The organism is Providencia sp. PROV130 (assembly GCF_028482225.1).
Lineage (GTDB): Bacteria > Pseudomonadota > Gammaproteobacteria > Enterobacterales > Enterobacteriaceae > Providencia > Providencia rettgeri.
Genome location: NZ_JAMPQC010000001.1, coordinates 193,062 through 212,842, shown reverse-complemented (window position 1 = coordinate 212,842; position 19,781 = coordinate 193,062). Strand labels below are relative to the sequence as shown.

Annotated in this window: 41 protein-coding genes and 1 pseudogene; 20 read left to right on the top strand and 22 right to left on the bottom strand. The window is 41.4% G+C overall.

The features are described from left to right. Positions 1 to 131: 131 nt before the first annotated feature. The 22 genes and pseudogenes from PSF28_RS01065 to PSF28_RS00960 all read right to left on the bottom strand — a co-directional run bounded on the left by PSF28_RS01065 (position 132) and on the right by PSF28_RS00960 (position 10,002). Positions 132 to 638 (bottom strand): hypothetical protein, encoded by a 507-nt coding sequence (locus PSF28_RS01065; RefSeq protein ID WP_272684493.1) that lies wholly within the window; start codon positions 636 to 638, stop codon positions 132 to 134. Between the two features lie 148 nt (positions 639 to 786). Then, positions 787 to 1,263: a lysozyme gene (locus PSF28_RS01060; protein ID WP_272684492.1), complete on the bottom strand. Its 477-nt coding sequence runs from the start codon at positions 1,261 to 1,263 to the stop codon at positions 787 to 789. Continuing rightward, positions 1,247 to 1,444, bottom strand: a complete 198-nt coding sequence (locus PSF28_RS01055) for a phage holin family protein (protein ID WP_272515436.1) — start codon at positions 1,442 to 1,444, stop codon at positions 1,247 to 1,249. Before PSF28_RS01055 ends, PSF28_RS01060 begins: the two co-directional genes overlap by 17 nt. A 108-nt stretch (positions 1,445 to 1,552) precedes the next feature. Then, on the bottom strand, positions 1,553 to 1,849 hold the full coding sequence (locus PSF28_RS01050; protein ID WP_272684491.1) for a DUF4406 domain-containing protein: 297 nt from the start codon (positions 1,847 to 1,849) through the stop codon (positions 1,553 to 1,555). A gap of 210 nt (positions 1,850 to 2,059) precedes the next feature. Then, a complete protein-coding gene (locus PSF28_RS01045; protein ID WP_272684490.1) occupies positions 2,060 to 3,193 on the bottom strand; it encodes an HNH endonuclease signature motif containing protein in 1,134 nt (377 codons plus the stop codon). Continuing rightward, complete coding sequence (locus tag PSF28_RS01040) at positions 3,190 to 3,393, bottom strand: hypothetical protein (protein WP_187550043.1); 204 nt, start codon at positions 3,391 to 3,393, stop codon at positions 3,190 to 3,192. The genes PSF28_RS01045 and PSF28_RS01040 overlap by 4 nt, the downstream gene beginning before the upstream one ends. Continuing rightward, positions 3,383 to 3,976, bottom strand: a pseudogene (locus PSF28_RS01035) (recombination protein NinG). The gene PSF28_RS01040 and the pseudogene PSF28_RS01035 overlap by 11 nt, the downstream one beginning before the upstream one ends. A gap of 99 nt (positions 3,977 to 4,075) precedes the next feature. Then, a complete protein-coding gene (locus tag PSF28_RS01030; protein ID WP_272684489.1) occupies positions 4,076 to 4,216 on the bottom strand; it encodes a hypothetical protein in 141 nt (46 codons plus the stop codon). Further along, complete coding sequence (locus tag PSF28_RS01025) at positions 4,213 to 4,662, bottom strand: hypothetical protein (RefSeq protein ID WP_272684488.1); 450 nt, start codon at positions 4,660 to 4,662, stop codon at positions 4,213 to 4,215. The genes PSF28_RS01030 and PSF28_RS01025 overlap by 4 nt, the downstream gene beginning before the upstream one ends. Further along, positions 4,659 to 4,943 (bottom strand): hypothetical protein, encoded by a 285-nt coding sequence (locus tag PSF28_RS01020; protein ID WP_259672910.1) that lies wholly within the window; start codon positions 4,941 to 4,943, stop codon positions 4,659 to 4,661. Before PSF28_RS01020 ends, PSF28_RS01025 begins: the two co-directional genes overlap by 4 nt. Before the next feature lies 1 nt (position 4,944). Then, entirely contained in the window at positions 4,945 to 5,217 is a 273-nt protein-coding gene (locus PSF28_RS01015) for a Lar family restriction alleviation protein (RefSeq protein ID WP_272684487.1), read from the bottom strand. Beyond that, on the bottom strand, positions 5,207 to 5,380 hold the full coding sequence (locus tag PSF28_RS01010) for a Lar family restriction alleviation protein (RefSeq protein WP_272684486.1): 174 nt from the start codon (positions 5,378 to 5,380) through the stop codon (positions 5,207 to 5,209). The genes PSF28_RS01015 and PSF28_RS01010 overlap by 11 nt, the downstream gene beginning before the upstream one ends. A 1-nt stretch (position 5,381) precedes the next feature. Continuing rightward, entirely contained in the window at positions 5,382 to 5,660 is a 279-nt protein-coding gene (locus PSF28_RS01005; RefSeq protein WP_272684485.1) for a hypothetical protein, read from the bottom strand. Further along, positions 5,657 to 5,869 (bottom strand): DUF551 domain-containing protein, encoded by a 213-nt coding sequence (locus tag PSF28_RS01000; protein ID WP_272684484.1) that lies wholly within the window; start codon positions 5,867 to 5,869, stop codon positions 5,657 to 5,659. Before PSF28_RS01000 ends, PSF28_RS01005 begins: the two co-directional genes overlap by 4 nt. Beyond that, positions 5,856 to 6,158 carry a hypothetical protein gene (locus PSF28_RS00995; protein WP_272684483.1) on the bottom strand — a complete coding sequence of 101 codons (303 nt, stop codon included), beginning with the start codon at positions 6,156 to 6,158 and terminating at the stop codon, positions 5,856 to 5,858. Before PSF28_RS00995 ends, PSF28_RS01000 begins: the two co-directional genes overlap by 14 nt. Next, positions 6,145 to 6,300: a hypothetical protein gene (locus PSF28_RS00990; protein ID WP_272684482.1), complete on the bottom strand. Its 156-nt coding sequence runs from the start codon at positions 6,298 to 6,300 to the stop codon at positions 6,145 to 6,147. Before PSF28_RS00990 ends, PSF28_RS00995 begins: the two co-directional genes overlap by 14 nt. Before the next feature lie 185 nt (positions 6,301 to 6,485). Further along, on the bottom strand, positions 6,486 to 6,653 hold the full coding sequence (locus PSF28_RS00985) for a hypothetical protein (RefSeq protein WP_154634904.1): 168 nt from the start codon (positions 6,651 to 6,653) through the stop codon (positions 6,486 to 6,488). Positions 6,654 to 6,883: 230 nt separating this feature from the next. After that, positions 6,884 to 7,738: an ATP-binding protein gene (locus tag PSF28_RS00980; protein WP_272684481.1), complete on the bottom strand. Its 855-nt coding sequence runs from the start codon at positions 7,736 to 7,738 to the stop codon at positions 6,884 to 6,886. Positions 7,739 to 7,741: 3 nt separating this feature from the next. Then, positions 7,742 to 8,551 carry a hypothetical protein gene (locus tag PSF28_RS00975; RefSeq protein WP_272684480.1) on the bottom strand — a complete coding sequence of 270 codons (810 nt, stop codon included), beginning with the start codon at positions 8,549 to 8,551 and terminating at the stop codon, positions 7,742 to 7,744. After that, the gene (locus tag PSF28_RS00970) at positions 8,529 to 9,242 is read right to left on the bottom strand and encodes a GIY-YIG nuclease family protein (protein WP_210845204.1); all 714 of its coding nucleotides are present in this window, start codon (positions 9,240 to 9,242) and stop codon (positions 8,529 to 8,531) included. The genes PSF28_RS00975 and PSF28_RS00970 overlap by 23 nt, the downstream gene beginning before the upstream one ends. A gap of 26 nt (positions 9,243 to 9,268) precedes the next feature. Beyond that, the gene (locus PSF28_RS00965) at positions 9,269 to 9,595 is read right to left on the bottom strand and encodes a hypothetical protein (RefSeq protein ID WP_272684479.1); all 327 of its coding nucleotides are present in this window, start codon (positions 9,593 to 9,595) and stop codon (positions 9,269 to 9,271) included. Between the two features lie 179 nt (positions 9,596 to 9,774). Beyond that, on the bottom strand, positions 9,775 to 10,002 hold the full coding sequence (locus PSF28_RS00960) for a transcriptional regulator (protein WP_071548404.1): 228 nt from the start codon (positions 10,000 to 10,002) through the stop codon (positions 9,775 to 9,777). Positions 10,003 to 10,110: 108 nt separating this feature from the next. Here PSF28_RS00960 and PSF28_RS00955 point away from each other — a divergent pair, with 108 nt between their 5' ends. The 20 genes from PSF28_RS00955 to PSF28_RS00860 all read left to right on the top strand — a co-directional run bounded on the left by PSF28_RS00955 (position 10,111) and on the right by PSF28_RS00860 (position 19,399). Next, positions 10,111 to 10,803, top strand: a complete 693-nt coding sequence (locus PSF28_RS00955) for an XRE family transcriptional regulator (RefSeq protein ID WP_210849376.1) — start codon at positions 10,111 to 10,113, stop codon at positions 10,801 to 10,803. Between the two features lie 612 nt (positions 10,804 to 11,415). Further along, on the top strand, positions 11,416 to 11,616 hold the full coding sequence (locus tag PSF28_RS00950; protein ID WP_272684478.1) for an antirestriction Ral family protein: 201 nt from the start codon (positions 11,416 to 11,418) through the stop codon (positions 11,614 to 11,616). A gap of 554 nt (positions 11,617 to 12,170) precedes the next feature. Next, the gene (locus PSF28_RS00945; protein ID WP_109395762.1) at positions 12,171 to 12,359 is read left to right on the top strand and encodes a hypothetical protein; all 189 of its coding nucleotides are present in this window, start codon (positions 12,171 to 12,173) and stop codon (positions 12,357 to 12,359) included. Positions 12,360 to 12,377: 18 nt separating this feature from the next. Further along, entirely contained in the window at positions 12,378 to 12,566 is a 189-nt protein-coding gene (locus tag PSF28_RS00940) for a hypothetical protein (protein WP_272684477.1), read from the top strand. A 17-nt stretch (positions 12,567 to 12,583) separates the two neighbouring features. Beyond that, positions 12,584 to 12,784: a hypothetical protein gene (locus PSF28_RS00935; RefSeq protein WP_272684495.1), complete on the top strand. Its 201-nt coding sequence runs from the start codon at positions 12,584 to 12,586 to the stop codon at positions 12,782 to 12,784. Between the two features lies 1 nt (position 12,785). Further along, a complete protein-coding gene (locus tag PSF28_RS00930; protein WP_272684476.1) occupies positions 12,786 to 13,274 on the top strand; it encodes a hypothetical protein in 489 nt (162 codons plus the stop codon). 64 nt (positions 13,275 to 13,338) lie between these two features. Beyond that, the gene (locus PSF28_RS00925) at positions 13,339 to 14,334 is read left to right on the top strand and encodes a cell envelope biogenesis protein TolA (RefSeq protein WP_272684475.1); all 996 of its coding nucleotides are present in this window, start codon (positions 13,339 to 13,341) and stop codon (positions 14,332 to 14,334) included. A gap of 128 nt (positions 14,335 to 14,462) precedes the next feature. After that, on the top strand, positions 14,463 to 14,633 hold the full coding sequence (locus PSF28_RS00920; RefSeq protein ID WP_272684474.1) for a hypothetical protein: 171 nt from the start codon (positions 14,463 to 14,465) through the stop codon (positions 14,631 to 14,633). Continuing rightward, positions 14,581 to 14,814, top strand: coding sequence for a hypothetical protein (locus tag PSF28_RS00915; RefSeq protein ID WP_272684473.1), 234 nt, complete (start codon positions 14,581 to 14,583; stop codon positions 14,812 to 14,814). Before PSF28_RS00920 ends, PSF28_RS00915 begins: the two co-directional genes overlap by 53 nt. Continuing rightward, positions 14,811 to 15,017: a hypothetical protein gene (locus PSF28_RS00910; protein ID WP_272684472.1), complete on the top strand. Its 207-nt coding sequence runs from the start codon at positions 14,811 to 14,813 to the stop codon at positions 15,015 to 15,017. Before PSF28_RS00915 ends, PSF28_RS00910 begins: the two co-directional genes overlap by 4 nt. Next, a complete protein-coding gene (locus PSF28_RS00905; RefSeq protein WP_272684471.1) occupies positions 15,014 to 15,838 on the top strand; it encodes a PD-(D/E)XK nuclease-like domain-containing protein in 825 nt (274 codons plus the stop codon). Before PSF28_RS00910 ends, PSF28_RS00905 begins: the two co-directional genes overlap by 4 nt. After that, a complete protein-coding gene (locus PSF28_RS00900) occupies positions 15,838 to 16,413 on the top strand; it encodes a hypothetical protein (RefSeq protein ID WP_125892512.1) in 576 nt (191 codons plus the stop codon). Before PSF28_RS00905 ends, PSF28_RS00900 begins: the two co-directional genes overlap by 1 nt. Next, a complete protein-coding gene (locus PSF28_RS00895) occupies positions 16,406 to 16,858 on the top strand; it encodes a single-stranded DNA-binding protein (protein WP_272684470.1) in 453 nt (150 codons plus the stop codon). The genes PSF28_RS00900 and PSF28_RS00895 overlap by 8 nt, the downstream gene beginning before the upstream one ends. Positions 16,859 to 16,870: 12 nt before the next feature. Then, entirely contained in the window at positions 16,871 to 17,425 is a 555-nt protein-coding gene (locus PSF28_RS00890; RefSeq protein ID WP_272684469.1) for a hypothetical protein, read from the top strand. Between the two features lie 89 nt (positions 17,426 to 17,514). After that, complete coding sequence (locus PSF28_RS00885; protein WP_272684468.1) at positions 17,515 to 17,673, top strand: hook protein; 159 nt, start codon at positions 17,515 to 17,517, stop codon at positions 17,671 to 17,673. 281 nt (positions 17,674 to 17,954) lie between these two features. Further along, positions 17,955 to 18,257: a hypothetical protein gene (locus PSF28_RS00880; RefSeq protein WP_272684467.1), complete on the top strand. Its 303-nt coding sequence runs from the start codon at positions 17,955 to 17,957 to the stop codon at positions 18,255 to 18,257. After that, complete coding sequence (locus PSF28_RS00875) at positions 18,257 to 18,460, top strand: hypothetical protein (protein ID WP_198634987.1); 204 nt, start codon at positions 18,257 to 18,259, stop codon at positions 18,458 to 18,460. Before PSF28_RS00880 ends, PSF28_RS00875 begins: the two co-directional genes overlap by 1 nt. Next, on the top strand, positions 18,453 to 18,746 hold the full coding sequence (locus tag PSF28_RS00870) for a hypothetical protein (protein WP_272684466.1): 294 nt from the start codon (positions 18,453 to 18,455) through the stop codon (positions 18,744 to 18,746). Before PSF28_RS00875 ends, PSF28_RS00870 begins: the two co-directional genes overlap by 8 nt. Positions 18,747 to 18,903: 157 nt before the next feature. After that, complete coding sequence (locus tag PSF28_RS00865) at positions 18,904 to 19,083, top strand: hypothetical protein (protein ID WP_272684465.1); 180 nt, start codon at positions 18,904 to 18,906, stop codon at positions 19,081 to 19,083. Further along, a complete protein-coding gene (locus PSF28_RS00860; protein WP_272684464.1) occupies positions 19,076 to 19,399 on the top strand; it encodes a phage protein NinX family protein in 324 nt (107 codons plus the stop codon). Before PSF28_RS00865 ends, PSF28_RS00860 begins: the two co-directional genes overlap by 8 nt. The last annotated feature ends 382 nt before the right edge of the window (positions 19,400 to 19,781 follow it).

Genomic DNA, 19,781 nt, shown 5'->3' with positions numbered 1-19,781 from the left:
GGTGAAATGCGTAGAGTTCGCAGCCTAGCGATACTCTGCTAAGCCACTTCTAGTCTGTTCCTAGCAGTCAAGATATTTGGATCACCTCTTTATCGGTTTAACAAATTATCTAACCTTGTCGGGGTTATGCGTTATGAGGCTCCGATATTGGAGGCTCGTTGTTGTTCAATGTCTCGAATGCCCTTTAATTGCCCATTAGCCTTATCAAGCGCTGCTAATAAAAAATCCACCCAACCAACTGCTTCACAATAGGTTAAAGTTTGGGGGGGAGCGGCACTAACACTGGTTGAGTTAATGTTTCCGGTATCGGTGTACATTGACCTAAGACTATCGGTGTATTTGAGCAACCTATCAGCAATAGACTGAGGCACAGGCAAATCACAAGTAGGCTCTTTTTTAAGAATCGTTCTGTATTCAATTACTCTCTCCTGTGACTTAACTTCTGCCTGAATGCCATAGCGATAAGCCGTGGTTGCCATTTGATTAAAGCGATTGAATTGAAGCGACTGAGTGGCAATGATTTTGCTTTTCTTAAAGTTGTCATCTTTCAACAGTGAATTACTTTCATACTCACTTACAGCCCACCAACCCAGACCAACCACCATAAGAAACAACCAAGTTGAGCTATCTATCTTCATAAGTTCACCTGTCTGCCCTTATAGTGATCGATAGCTTTTTGACAGCGCTTTTCTAAACTTATCTTGTCAATACTGCAGGTATCGTCTCTGAGTACATATACGCCAGCCGCCAAGTAAGCGGGGAATCCGATAAAGAATAAAAGTAAGCCTAGTCGAACCTTCCAAGGCATACGGCTTTTTCTATCTCTCTGCGTGTTATTAGGCCTTTCCATTCTTTACCACCTGCATAAGTCCAGCGTTTTAATTCATTGCAAGCACCAGCGATATCGCCTGCATTCAATTTCTTCAGCATCGTAGAACGTGCAAAAGCACCTGTGCCTACGTTGTAGGTAAATGAATAAATAGCGGCTCTGGTGTTATCGTCAATATCGACTTTGATTAGAGGGTCTACACCCTTTCTGACTTTGCTGAGGTCTTTTTCAAGTAAAGCCAAGCACTCTGCCTCGGTGTATGTTTTACCGTAAACAATATCGCTACCAGTGTGCCCATAACACACCGTTGTAATACCCACCACGTCTTTGTATGGTTTGTGCTCCACACCCTCGAATAGAGAAATCATTGCAACTGACAGGCCAATAACACCACCACCAATCGCAGCAGTTATTTTCTTAGGTATCTTTGCCATTTCTAAGTGCCTTTAAGTTGAATTCTTTACGCTTGTAATGCCAATTAACTGCAAATGTTCCAACGGTACATAAAATACCAATCAGAACCGCCCATTGATCTAATGACATAGCGCCAATCGTGGCGGTTAACACACCCCACGCATAAGCAAAGGGGCTGGAGTATTTTTCTTGCATACGCATATACACCCCCTTGCGGAGTGTTCCGTGATTAAAGTTAATAGATAGCCGCGCACAATCTCTATGCGTCAATTAAGTGTGTGTGATTAGAATTCTGTGGCGGCGTATTTGTTACGGGAAGAATGGCTGATTCAATGTGAGAAACTCTAGCCCGAGTTTTTTAGCTAATGCATGTTCAGCCTTAGCTCCCTCACTACCCTGCCATCCATTCAGCATTAAAATTGCATCGCATCGCTGAAGCATTGCAATACATACAGCCATGTAATCAGCTTGAGATAATCCATCAGGGAGAGTGGCGGGGTTTAGTACAACATCACCATTCTTGGTGAGAATATCAGCCACTCGATTGAACTCAGAGCGATTACAATCACGCAACCCTGACATAGGACCTGCAATATAAATTTTCATAATTACCCTAAAAAAGAAAAAGGCCGCACTAGGCGACCTCTTGAATGTGAACTTGTAAGGATTACTTACACGTTGGAATTTTGGCAATAAAAAGCCCCACCGAAGTGAGGCTCTATTAATTATTTAAACACTCCGAACGCAATAACTAGCGGAGGATAACATAAATATATCAGGTAATAATTTTTTTGCAACTATTTGCATTACTTTTTCTTATTCGAATTTATCATCAATCTCCTTTCCATTATTAAGGTCAGTAGTTATTGCCTTCTGCATCTTTGCCTCAATTATTCTAATGCACCATCTAACCCTATCTCTTGCTTGAGGCATGGTTAATGCCCCGCTAGTGATCTTCATTAAAAACTGAGCGATAGTTTCTATTCTGTGCCCATATACATAATAGTTAACTGCAACTCTAATGAGTGGAGAGTTAGCGCCAAACACCTTAATTAGCATACTATCGACATACCCGCCTAAATCATCAGAACACTTTGGAACTGAACGATGCTTAAGATTTGCGATTATTTGCGAGAGTTTTTTGATAAGCTCATTTCCAGTGTAGCCACGAGAATGAAGCCCTTCGATTATCGCTGTTATTCCATCTGCTGTTATGGCCCCCCGACCAGATACAGATTCCATAAAGCGACCGATTGGGCTTATTTTCCCTTTTTCTTCCAGCCCATCATAAGCCCATGCCCCCCAACCACTTAGAATATGGCTAATCCACACCCTCTCGTGAGGCTCTAGCCCTCTTGTCGGGTCGATGTCTCTCTGCTTCTTGATCAATGCAAGTAACGCTATTTGGTCTTGTGGTAGGTCGTGCCTTGCTGTTACGCAAGTAAAGAATTCGCCGTCATTTAGCTTTAAGAAATAATTAGCCTCTCGAATAGCTTGGTTTTTATCCTTGAAGCTACCCAAATAAAACTTATGGCCAAGTCGATTGATCTGGATGCGCCACCGTTTTGTTTTCCTTTCAAACGATATACATCTAGCGCCAGAGGTATTGTTTTTCCCTATCCTCCTATTCCATGAGTTTTGTGCTGAAGTGGCCAGTCTTAGATTTGATAGCCGATTATCTGAAGTGTTCCCATTGATGTGGTCTATGTCATTTTCAGGCCATACTCCATGCATATAGAACCAAGCTAATCTATGCGCTGCATATTTCTTCGAGTTAACGCTAACCCCGATATAGCCATCATCACGCATGTAACCTTTGACCATGACGCCTTTATGAAGGTTGCTAGTGAAATTGCCAGTTTCAGGATTGTATCTAACCTTTTCCCTAATCATCGCTAGTTCTGGATGTGCATCAGGAAGTATTCGCTTATCGTAGTGGTACGTGATCATCTTACCTCCGGCAATACTGTGTGATTATGACAGTCATAACGTGTGCTATATGCTTTGCGTAGTAGAGACTCCTTTCTCCATCCTGTTTCTTGCCTGACTTTTAGATATCCTTTGCTATTTTGAGTGACTACATGGTGATGCTTGGTTTGCTGTCTGAGCCATCTAGCCTCTTCAATTGCTGCGCCTATGTCAGTGAACATCTTTCAGCTCCTTCAATTTCTTCCTGTAGTAGTCCCGCATTCGCTCATAGTCCTCACGCTTCCACTTTGGCAGCTCATGAAATCCCATCAAAATATCGAATCGCTCCTGTCCTATTTTCTATATCAGATTAGGAGTGTATTTTTCGATATTGCCTGACAGATGGTTATTGCATGGGGCGCATTGCTTATGACAGTTGTCCTCATTAAATCTAAGCTCAGGGTTTGCGCCTGTAGTTCGATAATGCCCAGCATGATATTGGCCTTCGTGAAATCGCTCACAGGAGATGCAAGGTTCGTTTCGGTCTCTATATCTGATGTATGCGTTAAATGCGTTCTGAGCTTGTTGGGTGAAGTATTTGAGGGGTTTTACTGATAGCTTTCTGATTTTGAGTTTGTCGCGGGCTTTTATTTCTTTTTCTCGTTGCTGCTTTTTAAATGCTTTTTGCTTCTTCTCCCTGTCTGTTCTGTAAATCCGTATTGCTAACTCTTCCTTGTGTTCTTGACTGCACCATTTTTCAAAATCCTTCTCGGGTATAAACCATTCATTGCATATTTTACATTTTCGCCGCCTGAAATTAGCCATATATCGCCACCTTAAATATCCATGCAGATGCAAATAGACAAGCAAATATGGCCACCATAAATAACTTGGCTCCAAGTGTTAAGTTTGGGTATTTGCGTTTCACTTTCTCGCCCTCCGCTTCTTGGCTACTGGCTTCTCTTTGGGTTCTTCGCTGTCAGCTTGCTTATTCTGTGGCTGCAAGCACTGAGGGATTACTTCCATCCATTTTTTCATTTGCTCTAATGCGTTAGTCCGTTTCATCTCTCTTGCTGCTCCTTGAGTTTCATGTATTCGCTGTCGTTTGGGATGATGATTGGAATGCCTTTTTCAATGCACCATTCTTCGTGTTTCTCCATCATGTAGAGCATCCGTGCTTTATCCATCTTGCGGGTTTTCTCACGCTCTCCGTTTTCATCACGACCTAGCCAGTGACCGACAAAATACTCATGCGTTTCTTCATTAGTGATTGGCTTTGATAGGACGACTTCACCAGCGCCATTTTTAATATCAATGACAACACCACGCGCACGCAGCCAATCGCCTGTGGTTTCTATCCACATACGCCATGTTTTGTTCATTGGTATTGTTCTGAGTTCACGCCATTCGGTGATTTTGATTCGGTAACGTTTGCCGGTTTCTGTTACTTCTGAGAGGGTTTTGAAGATGCCTTTGAGATTGGATTTATGGAGACAGATGTCATCTGTCAATTAGCCTCCTGAAGTGATGCGGGTATTTGCACTTCATCGCCAAACTTCCATCCGACTATTGCAAGACAGATAGCGATTTTCAGGTCATTTGCAGCACCAATAAAACCTAGGTCTTTATGCGCTAACCATCCTCCAATTTCATGATGAACGTCTATCCTGAACCTTTCCAGTAACGTTCCGCAATCACGCCAATCACTTGAGTATTTTTTTCTGTAAGCATCTTCTCTGTGTTGCTCACCTATAGCTTCAGTGACAGCCCAGTCTAGAGCAATGCCTGTCAACTCACTTGTTTTTACTGTTATCACTGTTAGCTCTCCTGTTAAACCGCTCCGCTGAATAATCACGGTCAATTTGCATTAATTCTTCTGGCGTCATGTCATCAGAATTATCAGGGTAAATGTCGTTATTGTGTATAAAAGAGAAATCAGCGCCACAATCAACATTAGTACATTGGATATGGTCACAAAGGTGATTATCTTCAGGGTCTAGCTCATTCTCGCCACACCATTTAACTTTGCTGCCACAAAGCGGGCACTTTTTTAACTCATTCATCATTAGCTCTCCTGTTCCATGCTGCTATGGCTTCATGCTCTGATGGTTGCGCCATGCCTCGATGTTCACAACAATGACAAATTACAAACCACATTGGGAATTTCAGTTTTTTGGCGACACCAACTTTTGTTGATTTACATTCAGGGCATTTCTTTAGTTCGTTCATGCTATTTCTCCTGAAGGCGCTTGATTGACTCCACTTCAGCGAGCGTCAGGCTATCGACTGAATATGGATTGTTGAAATAAACCGTCGCCTCTTTGAATGCCGTAGGAAATCCAGCTACTAGCGTTCCAATGACAACAATCGGGATAAATAAAATAACTAACAACCACTTGTCCATGTAGCACTCTAGCGAGTTCCATTCATCTACTTTTGAATGCTGATAGAATGCCAATTTACGAGTTGGAAATAGCTTATTGTGAATTTTTCGTTTTATCTTCATCATTCACCCTCTGGCATTGGTGGTGAGCGCCAATCAGTTACATTGCTCAGTATTCTGCTTTTCCCGTTTCGACTAAAGTGAATAAAAGTTGGCTTTTCCTGCTCATCGTAGATAAATATAGCTCTAGCATTTGCACCATTGTTTTTAGTCAAAACTACTGCGTAATCGTTAGGCAATCTCTCACTCACCTTAACCCAATTAGTTCCCTGCATAATATTCCTCCGGCATTGGCCCAAATGATTGAATGTCGAAATCCCAATAGGGTGCAATTTCACATCGACCATGGCTATCATATTCACCGTTATCTCTTGTGACGTTAATTTGATACGTGCCATGTTTAGTAAATATTTCATGCTCTTCAGTATCTTTTAGTAACTGGGTTTCTATTTCCTGCAAAACACCTAATGGTGCTCGACCTTTAACGAAAAAGACAAAAATGTCATTTTTCCCCATCCACAAAACTTCTAGTTGAATAGCATTAGTTGGATTAGTTCCCTGCATTAGATGCCTCCATACCCTTTAATTTTTCGTACAACTTGAGTTCTTCTTCGCTGTTCATGGAGTTTCCAATTAGCTCCCCCAATAGGTCAATTAATGCTTTGAACTCATTATCTGTGAGCTCAATTAACGTTGTTCCTTTCATCACTCAATCTCCACTACAACCCAATAAAAGTGCTCGCTAGGATTGCTAGCCCTCATTTCAGTCTTAAAATTTTCAGCCATAACTTCAGTGCGGAATCCTTTGATTGGGTAACTCTCATCTGACTCGTAGTTGTGTCCCATCACTAAATAAATACTCGATACACTTTTCATCACTCAACACCTCGCTTAATTGCCATAACTAATTTTTAAGCTGCCAGAAATAGCAACCACTACGAACAGCAACCATCCCCAACCTTGCTTATCGTGATAAATCAGGAAAGCTACCGATAGAAAGCCAGTAATAGGAACTAGCATGAAAAATAGTGTGCCTAAAATATCGCGTAGATATTCCATCCTAGAATCCCCGCTTGCTGAAATACTCAATTCTCTCAAGGTTGTTGTATGTTTTTCCCCTTGGGTAGCAACTGCGAATTTTACGGTTGAGGTGTTTTTCCTCTGGCATTGATAGGGATCTTTGCTTGCTATCCATTAGCAACCCATGAGTTATGATTTGTGGCGTTTGAAGCCAATTTCTATCCTTGTGAAATAATATGCTCATCTAGTAGTCCTTATGATTTGGTGTGTTAGGCTGCTTGCTTGCGTGATCGGTAACTATCCCAGGTGAAAGCCAATGTACAACCGCCACCGTCACTCATACGGTCAATGACCCGTTCGCCGATAAACGCGCCTAGTTCTTCCCTGGTTTGGTTGCTAATTAGAATGGTTGGTTTCATTCGCTCATACCTGGTGTTGATGATTTCAAACAAGATCAACTTTTCAGCTTCAGACCCAAATTGAACACCTACTTCGTCAATTATCAGTAAATCAGGGTTGGTATAAATTCTAATGACATCTGACTCAGATTCGGTCGCGTTTTTACTCCAGGTTGATTTGAACTTTCTGGCAATCCGTAATGCGGTTGTGAATAGTGCGGAATCCTGGTGTTGCTCAATAACGTGTCGGGCAATAGCCAGGGCTAGATGATTTTTACCAGTTCCAGGCTTGCCACACATAACCAACCCGCCACCCTGCCGTAGTCTATCCGTCCACTTGTTTGCATACGCTTTGCAAACACTTAGATTTCTAGCTGCATCCTGGTTAACTGGCTCGTAATTATCCAGGGTGCATGGAATAAAACGTTCAGGGATATTCAGTTCAGCCAGGAGTTTTTCAATAAGACGCTTTTTGCCACGTTCGTCACTTTGCTGCTTTTCAGCCCTTAACTTTTCTAGCTCTTCAAGTAGGCACTTGGGGCATGGTGATGGTCGGGATGCTATCTTTAATCCACTTGTGCTTACTCGTTTTCTAGCCTGGTATGCTCCATGAGTTTCACATTCGATATCCAGGTAATGAATTTCTGTGTTTGGTATTTCAGCAGGTTGTTTATCAATCTCTGCCAGGTGTTTTTCGATTTCTTGAATTCTTTCTGTCAGGTTCATAATTTAATTCACCCATGTTGGCATATCCGTTTGTCCATAATCCTTGGATCCAAAGTTCTCACTGGCTACTCGCTTGTTAGGCGTCCAAGTAGGTTTGGCGTTTTTGTTCTGGTAGTTCAGCTTCGCGCTTGCTGTGCTAAACCAGTTCTTAGGTTTGTCCTTCTCGAACTCCAGGTCTAAACGTGTTAACTCTGCAACCAGGTCGATATTTGGAAATAATCCCTTCCAGGTATCGAAGTCTTTTTGATTGAGTCGAATAACCTGTCCCTCGAATGCATATTTTTTTGCTATCGGTTGAACATTGCCTGACGATTTTTTTTCATCACCAGGACAAGCCGTTTTTTCGGCTTGGGTGTTATAGGGAATCAGGTTAAGGGAATCAGGAATCAGGTTAAGGGAATCAGCAGGGATAGTTTGATTCTCTTCTTGTTCTTGTACTGTACTTGTATAGTGCTTTTCTGGTGCTTCTTTAATATCAGTAGGTTGCGTGACTTGTTCTGGTATTTCACTAGCCGCTTCTTTCATGTGAGGGTTCTGGTGTTTCTTCCAGTTATTAATCTGGATAAACTCATTCCCATCTACTGCATATCTAGTGATAAAGTTTTTACCATGTAATTGAGCGAGTAATTTGTCACAATCAGCGTCGTCATATGGCAAAACCATAGCTTTAATTTTGCGTGGTTTATCTTCCAGTCGACCTTCGCGATCGGCAACTGTCCATAAGCCTACAAAAAGAATACGAGCCAATGGCTCGCACTCTGCTAAATCATCATTAGTAAAAAAGCCTGGCTTAATATTTCTTGCTCTGGCCATTGATTAACTCCTTAATAAAATTTGGTATCTCTGCCTGTGGCCTGTTTTCAACGCTTCTGAAGTATTGCTCATCCGCTGGCTCAATAAGGCTCACCTCTCCATCATTTATATAAAATGAGTAACCAGGTGTTTTCATCATTAGCCTGGCTGATATTCTTATTAGCATTTCAGCTACTGCGTTTTTATCTCCGAAGTAACAAAAGCCTTCTGAGTCAAATATCTCATCGACGTTTAGCCTTTTGAGTGTGTCGGTACAAATTACATCAGTGAGAACTGCGATTTCTGAGATGTCGTTTTCTCTATAATTCATACCTGCCTCTCTGCACCCCCACTTTATTTTCTCTAGTGGAGCTTTGAAGAATTCCCGTGATTCATTAACGCGATATGGAGCCAGGATCCTGTGAACTGTTGCTTCATCTTTTCTTGGGTCACTTGAATAAAACGCCAGCTCAACATTAAACTTTGTTGGTACACCAGAAGATGAGTAAAGCTCCTGGGCTCTTTTTTCTGGTGAACAAGTTGTCATTCCAACTTTATAAATCTCTGGCATGCTTGGATTGCTCATGACATAAATCCAACCGCCTATGCTAAATTCGCTAGGTAATCGTCCTTCAGTAAGTATTTCATCATTAGCAATTGGCATTTCAAACGGCCAATGAACCTCATCCGTTGTTAAAAATTCTTCTTCCATATATAATTACTCCCGTGAATGATTTACTAATGCGCCTCAACTGTTCCAGCAACTGTGGCGTTTTCTTTTGTTCTCATCAAAGAAAGTTCTCCGATTTGCTTCCACAAAAAGCGATATTCTTCCTCAGATATTTTTCTCTCACCTTCCAGCACGAAATCTTTAATCCCCGAAGCTGCCAGCGTTTCGCATAGCTCAGGAAATTTGTCAGTTCTGCGTAGAATGGTTGAGTCATGGACACCTAATGTTTTAGCTACTACAGACTGAGACTTAGTTCTCAATGCTTGTAATGCCGTAGCGATTAGATGATTTGATACGAATTGATTGAAGTTTTTGCGTGTTGTTGCGTAGTCCATTTGTTAAATTCCTTTTGACGTAGTTAGTCCGTTGCTCACGATCCTGTGAGTGTGTTGATAAATATTGTCGAGCTAGTGTCTCTTTCGCTCTCATTCGACTTTTAGCCATCCAACTTGGCAGATCCTCGAGGCCGACAATATACTGTGCCGTTCAGTAAACGATTTGCTTTTAAACTTTATTACGCTGCCAGCTCAGGCCAGTTCTTTTCCCAGTCATCTGGGTACAGGTCTTTTCTGGTTACTTTTGAATTACTGTTAACTTCAATTGCCACACATAAAGCGGCTCCTAGCTTTGAGCCCTTTGTTAAAGCTTTTCTGAGGTAACCAATTGAAGTCCCGCATTTTTTAGCAAACTTCTCTTGCTCAGAAACAGAAAGGGAATTTAGGAATATCCGTAATTGTTCCATTTGTTGTCCTTGTTTACCTAAACATGAAATAAATATACCTGTAGGTAAATTAAATATCAATACCTACAGGCAATTTACCAGCAGGTATTTTTGATAGATGATTTACTTATGAACGCAGAAACTGAATTATTTGAAAAAAGACGCCAAAAACTGGCTGAGCTTGTTGCTCGTTATGAGACGCAAGAGGAATTTGCACGCGCCATTGGTAAAGACAAATCCTATGTATCCAGAATGCTCTACCCGCCTAGCAAATCTGGATATAAGCGAATAGGTGACAAGATGGTTTTAGCTATTCAGGATGCTTTAGGGTTGCCTGCTGGGTGGATGGATGGCATTGTTGAATCAGAAATTCCGCAGCCATCCAGATCATATAAGGTTGAAGTTCTTGATGTGGAAGCTAGCGCAGGAACTGGCGTAATGGTGCTTGATGAGTTTATAGAAACCATCACAGCTATTGAGTATTCCGATGAAGAAGCCAAGCGTCTATTTGGCGGCAGACCAGCAAGCACGATAAAGATGATCACCGTAAAAGGCGACTCTATGTCAGAGACATTCGAGCCTAGAGATCAGATATTTGTTGATATGACCGTTAATCATTTCGACGGTGACGGTATTTACGTTTTTGTTTTAGATAACCAACTCTACATTAAGCGCCTTCAAATGCAGTACAAGAAGCTCGCTATCATCTCAGATAACCCAAGATACGAAACATGGCACCTGAGCGAAGCTGAAATTGACGGGGTTTTTATTCAGGCCAAAGTGCTCGTTAGCCAATCCATCAAGTATAAATTCCACGGATAGTTTACCTATCTCTCATAATCAAGCCCTTTTCAGGGCTTTTTTTACGCCTAAACAAAAATAATTAAAAATAAATTACCTGAAAAATCATGCAGGTAAACTAACTTCGCACGCAATGTTTACCTTTGGGTATTTACAATTAAATTACCTACAGGTATATTTAATCACATCGAAGGGCAACCAGAGATAAAAGATAGTCGAACGGCGCGACTTTAAACCATGCGTCGGGCACTCGGCGGGCTCAGGGCAGTATGCGAAGTTGGAAGAGCGGCAATGAGATGCACTACAGATTACTTATGAAATAACAATATTTGCATAAGTCATTTGATAGGAGCAGCGCATGAAAACGAAAGTTACCTGTCCGTTGTGTCTAAGGACATTTGACCCGCGATTACCAGTTATGCACATCGGCAAGTATCACAAAGATGCTACTGATGCTCAGTTAGCGAAGATCAGAAACGTTCGCAGGAATGCGATACACGCAAACAACCACGGCTACGCAAGCCGATTATGAGTGATGGAAGCATCACAGCAAGGGGATAGATATGGAAAAAGATATCGAAGAATTCGACGAGCATCCAGACGATGACATGCGTCAATATCAGGACTATCCGTATGAATACGACTATTGACACTAGCGAATGGTGCAGCCAGTTCAAAAAATGCAAAGGCTGCAAACTTGATGCGGAGTGTATGATTAAACCAGAGGAAATGGCTCTAGTGAAGGAAAACGGAGTAATTATTGATAAATGGGCTATACGCACAACTGCAATGATAGCAAGGGCACTTGAGCAGCAGAAAGTCGGTCACAGTTAACTAATTACAGTCCATCAAGGTGGGCTGTGGTGAGGTAACTTCACAAGGAGAAACATATATCCGTCATGGCTGAACACCACGGCGCATTGTTAGCACCTTAGACCATAGGTAGACAAGTAAATCCTATGTAGGCAGTAACGCAAAGAACACAGCGAGACTGTGGTTACTGAGCAATGGTAGATGTTTAGATGCTTATTAATAAATTCATTAATTAGAGATAGATAAATTTTGATTGGCGTTAAAGCGGTGGCGTCAGAGATAGAAGAACCGTTTGAATCGGAGGATTTATGTAACAAGTAAAGCGGACAAACCGCAGTTGCATAGCGGCAAAGGTTAGGTAGTGACTAACCCCTGAGTAGCATGATTGCTAGCCTGTGTAGCGACGGGTCAAGGGTCATATATTACAAATAGCTCTGGTAAAGCAGCGTACAAGCCAAATACGCACCAGTTATTAGCGGCGATTGAGCGGCATGAACTCAAGGGCATGAGCGCGTCCACTGCGAGAGTGTGGATTATCAATAGGTTAGTGAGTTGATTAATAGATAGGAGTTGCAATGAAATGTAGCAACAAATATTGCCAAGATGGCATTGAGTTTATTACCTGTTGCTCTGGTCGTGAATGTGGCTGCATGGGGCAACCAGTAGCGGCAACTAATTGCAAGGAGTGCAATAAAGAGAATCGAGAGCCAACAGACGAGCGAGTTATTCAAGAGATGCAATACCTTGAATGGCTTGGTGATTAATAGATAGGAGATAGAGATATGTTCGATTACATAAATGAGACTTACGGTTTAAATATCAAAAAAGGCGACCGCGTTCGATATACGGGCAGTAAAGAAGCCAGAGAAGGAACGATAATTGGCACCCACGCAGGAAAGTTAAAAATTAAAATGGACGGTGATAAGTCAGCAGATATTTATCACCCTACTTGGGAAATTGAGTATCTCTAGTTAATAACGGAGGGAGTATGACAGAACAATACGAGTATGCATCAATTCGCGTAGAAATGGTGAGTGATGCGACATTGCGCGATTTTTTTGCTGCTAAGGCTATGCAGGGAATTTTAGCCAATCCTGCTCAGCTTGATAACGTCAATGACAAATCAGCTGAATGGGTATCGCGGGACGCGTATCTTGTTGCAGATGCAATGTTAAAGGCTAGGGGGTGATATGGAGTTTAAGCACACGTCAGCACCTTGGAAACACACCGTAAGAAATGCCAATGAAATAATGACAACTTTTCACGGCGTGACAATTGGTGATGTTTATTTAGATATCACAACAGCCAATCAGAAAGCAGACTCCCATCTAATCGCAGCAGCACCAGAGTTATTGGAGGCTTTGATTCAGGCAGCAGATTACATGTGGGAAGATACTCGGGATGTTAAATTCGATGGAACAATGATGTTCCCAGGTTACTTAGAGTTTAACCTCTGGGAAGAATTACATACAAAATCTGGCAGCTTCGCTATATGGGATACTGGCCTAGGAAATGGATATCATGCGTATGGCGGTAATGATGCAATTTATTGGAGCAAAGGGTTCGAAACAAGAAAAGAAGCACAAAACGCCGTCATTAAACATTTAATTGATATTGAACCAAATCACCCTGCCGTGTTGGCGCATTTAGCAATCGCAAAAGCCCTCGGTCAGCAGTAGCCCACCACTTAATCATTCATATCGCTATTAATAGTGAGGAATACGCACATAAGGAACATAGGAAATGGCAAATGAATTAGTCGTAATTGAGAAATCGACGGCGATTGAAGTATTTAAGTCATCGGATAGCGTCGAAGATATCATTCGTAAAGTAGAGCAAGAAGTTAATTCTTTTATTCCTGATGTTAGCACCGCCAAAGGTCGCAAGGAAATTGCTTCGCTGGCTTATAAAGTCGCTCAATCAAAAACTTACCTTGATGGGCTCGGTAAAGACTTGGTAGCAGAGTTAAAAGAAATACCAAAGCTAATCGATGCTAATCGCCGAACTGTACGAGAGCGTTTTGATACATTGCGCGATAAAGTTCGCCAACCATTAACCGAGTGGGAAGCCGAGCAAGAGAGAATCGAGGCAGAAAAACAAATGTTAGCGTGGCACGAAGAAGCGTTAGAGATGAATACGGCTTTCGATAAGGCACTTGCTGAGCGCATCGAGTCAGACCATGAAATCGCCCTGCTCATGAATGAGAAATTCGACCGTGATTTAGCAGAAGCTAAAGCCGAAGCAGAACGCCAACGTATTGCACACGAAGAAGAGTTAAAGCGACAAGCAGCAGAGCAAGCAAGATTAGCAGCAGAACAAAAAGCACAGCAAGAAATCGAAGCAGCAGCACAGCGCGAACGCAAAGCAAAGGAAGCCACAGAACGCGCAGAGCGTGAAAAGCAGGAAGCTATTCAACGTGCAGAGCAGGCAGCGAAAGAAGCTCAGGAAAAGGCAGAGCGTGATGCTAAAGAGGCTCAGGAACGAGCCGAGCGCGATAAACAAGCCGCTATCGAAGCTGAACGCAAGAAAGCTCATGAAGCTGAACAAGCGCGACTGGCAGAAGAAGAACGTAAGCGTCAGGAAGATGCGAAGCGTCAAGAAGATAAAGAACATCGCCGCAAGTACAACCAAGAAACATTACAAGCATTAGTCAGTAACGGATTTGATGAAAAATTAGCGACTGAATTTATTAAGCTAGTTGCTAGTAACCAAATCCCCCACATGACAATGAATTACTAATACCCACCGCACCAACACCAGAACACTTTAAATAACTATGTGAGGTCATCGCATGGGCGATAGCTATTACTACGCAGCATTAATCATTATGGCTGCAATTCTATTACCTCTATTAACGAGATAACCAAATGAATAAACGGACTTTAACCCGCGCTCAAGCATGGGGCGGCGTAGCTTTGCGTGAAAGCAGCAACACAGCATGGAAAAAAGGCATGAAGTTAGCAGAGAAATATTACAGAGGTGCACATGGAAACACTAACAGTAACAAGCGAACAATCCTCATTCCGATGCGAGCGTAACCGCCCTGTCGTCGCTCATAAAAACATAACCCACATCGAAGCCAGCGGAGGGCTTGAAACGGTTCTAGGGTTGTTCCCGTGGAGCATGAATGAGTTAGCTGAATACTTGGTCAATCGTGAATACATGGATGAACTCATGATTGAAGTTAGCAAATTAAGCGCACGTAAGGACGCAGCATGAGAATTTCAGAGCATGAAAACTTCGTCACCATTCCAGACCGTGAGCACCTAGCAAATCAGGATGATGAGCTAATTAATGAAATGGCTCAGCGGTTTTATGATGCCCTTCCCTCATCGGTAATACAGAAAATGACCACTCAAGAATCAGATGAAGCATGGAACGCTTTTTTTGAGGCTGCAAAAATCGAAAGGAGGTTATTGTGAGAGAGGGAATTATTTACGGGCTGAGTAATGAAGACTATCACAAAGATGAGGCGATAGGCTCAACGTCAGTCAAATCCATCAGTGTTAGCCCTGCCAATCTGTATTTTAACCCATTTAAAGGAAGTAAATCGGCACAGATTGGAACAGCAATTCATGCAGCATTACTAGAGCCTGAAGTATTTGAAAGGGATTTCATACTTGAGCCAGACATAAAAACTCGCGCATCCAAGGAATATAAGGAGCTAGCGAAAACCTACAACGCCGACAACATTCTAATTAATGGCGAAGTAGAAACAATCACACGAATGATTGAGTCGGCAAAGATGAATACCGATTTTATGGATTACATGGCGGCAAAGGGAAAATCAGAAGTATCGATGTTTGCTACATGCCCAATTACTGGATTAAGGCTTAAATGTCGGTTCGATAGATTATCAGACTCCCACCCTTACCCGCTTGATGTCAAAAGTTGCATGGATGCAACTGAGCGAGGTTTTAGTCAGGCATTCGGTAAATATCACTACCATATTCAAGCCGCCTTTTATCTGTACGTTTTAAGGCTAACTACAGGGATTGAGTTAGACCAGTTTTGCTTCTTTGCACTTCAAAATAAACCACCTTATACCAACTGCATGTATTACATCGGCACGGAATCGCTGGAACTTGGTTATAAGCACATGCACGAAGCATTACGCAAAATTAAAGAATGCATTGATGATGAATCACTACGAACTGAAGGAATAGTTCTGCCGCCGAGTGAAATCAATGTTCCTAATTACTTATTCGATGATGAATATTTAGACGATGAGGTGTATCTCTAATGGACTTATCACGCACAATCATTCCAAAGTCAGATCAACTTAACTTTGAAGATGTTCAATCCACCCCGATAACAGCAACTATCAAATCAGTAAGAGAAGGCTCTAAAGACCAACCAGTATTTATCGACCTCGTTGGTTATGACGGTCGCCCATATAAGCCATCAAAATCAATGCGTAGAGTGTTAATTGATGGCTGGGGAAATAATGGTCATGAATGGGTTGGTAAATCGCTAACTCTCAAAGGCGACCCGAACGTTAAGTTTGGCGGTGTTGCTGTCGGTGGGATAAAAGTTCACGCAATGAGCGACATTGAAGGTGATTTTTCTCTAATGCTTTCTGTTTCACGAGGGAAGCGGGCTGAACATCGGGTTAAAAAACTTGAGGTTGAAAAACCAAAAACAAACATGGATTACCTTACTCGATTTAATCAAGAAATTGACTCAATGGACTCAAAAAAACTTGATGATTCATACGAATGGTTGAAAAAGAAATTCACAGGCGATGTAGATAGCCTAGAGAAACTAGAAACGCTATACAAAGCCAGAAAGGAAGATATGGAGAAAGCTAATGGCTGATATGAACCAATGCAACTTTACTGGCAGGATTGGCGGGTTGGAATTGCGCTACATTCCTAATGGTTCAGCAATAATGCAGTTTTCAGTAGCTATTGGAGAATCTCGAAAAGATGACAGCGGGCAATGGATTGATAAAACCACTTGGGTTCGCTGTGAAGCTTGGGGAGGTTCAGCGGAATACATGGATAGAAACGCACAGAAAGGAACTCAGGTGCGTATCACTGCCAAAGTTGAAGTCAAGGAGTGGGAAGATAAGCAAACAGGGCAAAAGCGTAGCTCTACTATTTTTAAAGTCAAAGAAATCCAAATTCTAGGCAATAGAAAAGAAAGCAACAGCAATAAGGCAGGAAGCCAACAGCCAGCGAGACAACCTCAGCAGCAACGCCAGCAAGTGCCGCAGAATGAGCCACCGATGGATTGGGATGATGACATAATCCCGTTTTAGAAGGAATCAAGCATGGATAATACGCAATTATGTATAGAAAGTTACTCTCGACATAAAAACCTTAAGTTAGTTGGCATGGAGCTAGGTATGCCTTGGCAAACGGTATACAGCACGCTAAGGAAGGCGGATTATCCAGTAACTGGCGATAAAGCTAGATATGGTTCAGTTACAGATAGAATAGCGGTTATTGGTGAGCAAAAGTTTAAGAATGCAGTTCCAATAGCTATAGACAATAATGACTTGAAGTATCAGGCGGATATCGATTTCACTATTGGGAATGTAACAGTGGACGTGAAAACTTCAAGAATAAAGAGATATCAGCGAGTTAACGGAGTTCGTCATTCGGCTCCAAGGTGGGGTTATTGCATCAATAAACAAAAAGACACCGCTGACTTTTTTGTCTTGTACGCTCTTAATGATGGCAATGAAACTGAGCATATTTTTCTCATGCCGAATGAAATTGTTACCACCGTATCAACAATATCGATTCCAGAAACACTAGCTAGTAAATGGGCAGATTACAAAATAGAAGAAGGTGAATTATTGCCATTCTTCCAATCATTGTAGTCCACACCGCCCCTTCTGACCCTTCCCTATGTGATTTAACCAAAGGATATAACCATTACTCAGTGCAAGGATGCAAACAGGAGATAGATATGACTACTGAACAGTTACAAGAAGAGAACGCGAAGTTGAAACAAGCGATTATCAGCATCTACACCAATACGGAAGAAATAACGCTCAATGGTGAAGATGGTTATTACGCAGTTAAGCAAAGTGTTATTGATGACGCTATTGATTTAACAGAAGATTAATTTAACTCGCAGGGATGCAATGAATAAAAAAAGCCGCCCAGAGAGAGCGGCAAGGGGACGTGCAGGAATGAAACTTATAATTTATCTGTGTATGCAGTTTAAGAATAGTTAAGGCATGGAATTTAGCAAGGAAGCTAGATAAAAAAATGCCGACACAGGGAGTATCGGCGAGGACTACAAAAATAATTAGAAAGTTCAAATTAACTATAGGTCATAAATTAAAAACAATGATGAATTATTTTAATCATATCGATTAAATAGATGCGATAAGAGGAATGAATATGAACGATTTCACGCACCACGGACAAATTATGAAATTTATCGTACCAGAGCCAGACCCTAAAAATGTTTGCAACCTTTGCGGTGGCAATGTCGGCAAAGACAATTTAATCCAAGGTCAGGCAGCAAATATTTGCTTTGACTGCTCGGATTTAGCAAAGCAATTAGCAGATGAAAAACGCAAGGAAATAGCAGAAAAGGAAATCAAAGAAATTATTCGATTGATTGAAGGGTATGCGGTAAAAACTGACATTACAGATATTGCCAACCTGCTTTATCAAGCTGGATATAGAAAGGCGGAGTGATGGATAAATCAATACCAGAATTAGCCGCTGAATTTCATTGCTTGTTAGCGCAAATGGAAGAAGCGCACGGCTCTGAAATAATGTCATTAACAAATACGACAGCAGAAAATGTTAAGGCTGCAATCAGAACAAATAGGATGCTACTTAATAGTTATTCGTATGAATTAAATAAATTAAAAAAGCAGGTTAATGATAATGGATAAATCAAGGCAGCAATTTGAAGAGTGGCGCAGTAAGAATAAATCATCAACGATAAATCTATTCGATGTATGGCAAGCATCACGCGAGAGTTTAATTAATAACTTACCAGAAAGTATTAATTGTCCTACCGCACCAGAATTAATATGGCTACAGGTAGACCCTGAACCAGAGGAGGAAAATAAACCTGAATTTCCAGTTAATTTACGTAGTGATGATGTAACTTGGTGTTCAGATAGAATTCATCCAACTGACACGTTATATATTCGTGCTGATTTAATTCAAAAGTAAATAACCATGCAAATAATCTGATATGTATTACTCATGCTAATACAGGGTTCTGCTGTGCCTGTATCTGAGCAAATATACACACAGCAAGAATGCGAGAGCCGTGCTATGCAGATAATGCATGTGCGGGATGTTGAGATAGTTTGTGGCGAGGTGATTCATGGAAGATGAATTTAAAGTAGGCGATAAAGTCACTCCAGTAGTGGATGACTCTAATTGGATTGCGCCAGATGAACCGTGCGTAATTATAGGAATCGATACAACTTCTATCTGCATAGAAAACGAAGAAGGCTTTGTAGATTATTATCAATCTGATGAATTGGAGTTAATCAATGAATAAATACACCAAACTATCTGACTTCGAGATTAATAAAAAGGTTGCAAGAATCAGGTTAACGGACGGCAATTACGGTTGGTGCGCACATACAGGATTAGTCAAAAGATACGTCACGGATGATAAGGGGTTGTGTATGACTTATGACCCATGCAACAATCCATCCGATGCAATGCCGATTATTATTGAGAATGGCATCAGCATGGTGCGAGTCAATAGCACTTGGTCAGCTCGTCAATTTAATAACCACTGCATAGAAATTAATGGTGATAGTTATTATCGGATTGCTATGGAAGTGTATTTATTAATGAATGGAAAATAGCATAGGTGAATTATGAAATTAATAATTCGCGGCGAAGTCACGCCCACAGAAAGGATAGCTATTAATGCGGCATTGGAAGCCCGCAAAAAGAATCACAACAGAACAGGAATAATCGTTAATCACAAAATAAAGATAGGAAAGAATATCTACCCTGTCGAAATTCAAAACTGTCAAAAGTCTTATATGGTAACAATGAGAAATAAAAGACAGAGGATATGAATGAGCAGATATTAGAGAACGGACGCAGAAAGATAGCAAGGGAATGCAGAGACAAATTAAAGCAACTCAAAAACTCAGCGATAAACAAAGCACAGCAATACTCAAAGATTACCTTCCTAAGTTTCAATTAACACTCACAAAAGAACACAAAAAGTTTCCACCA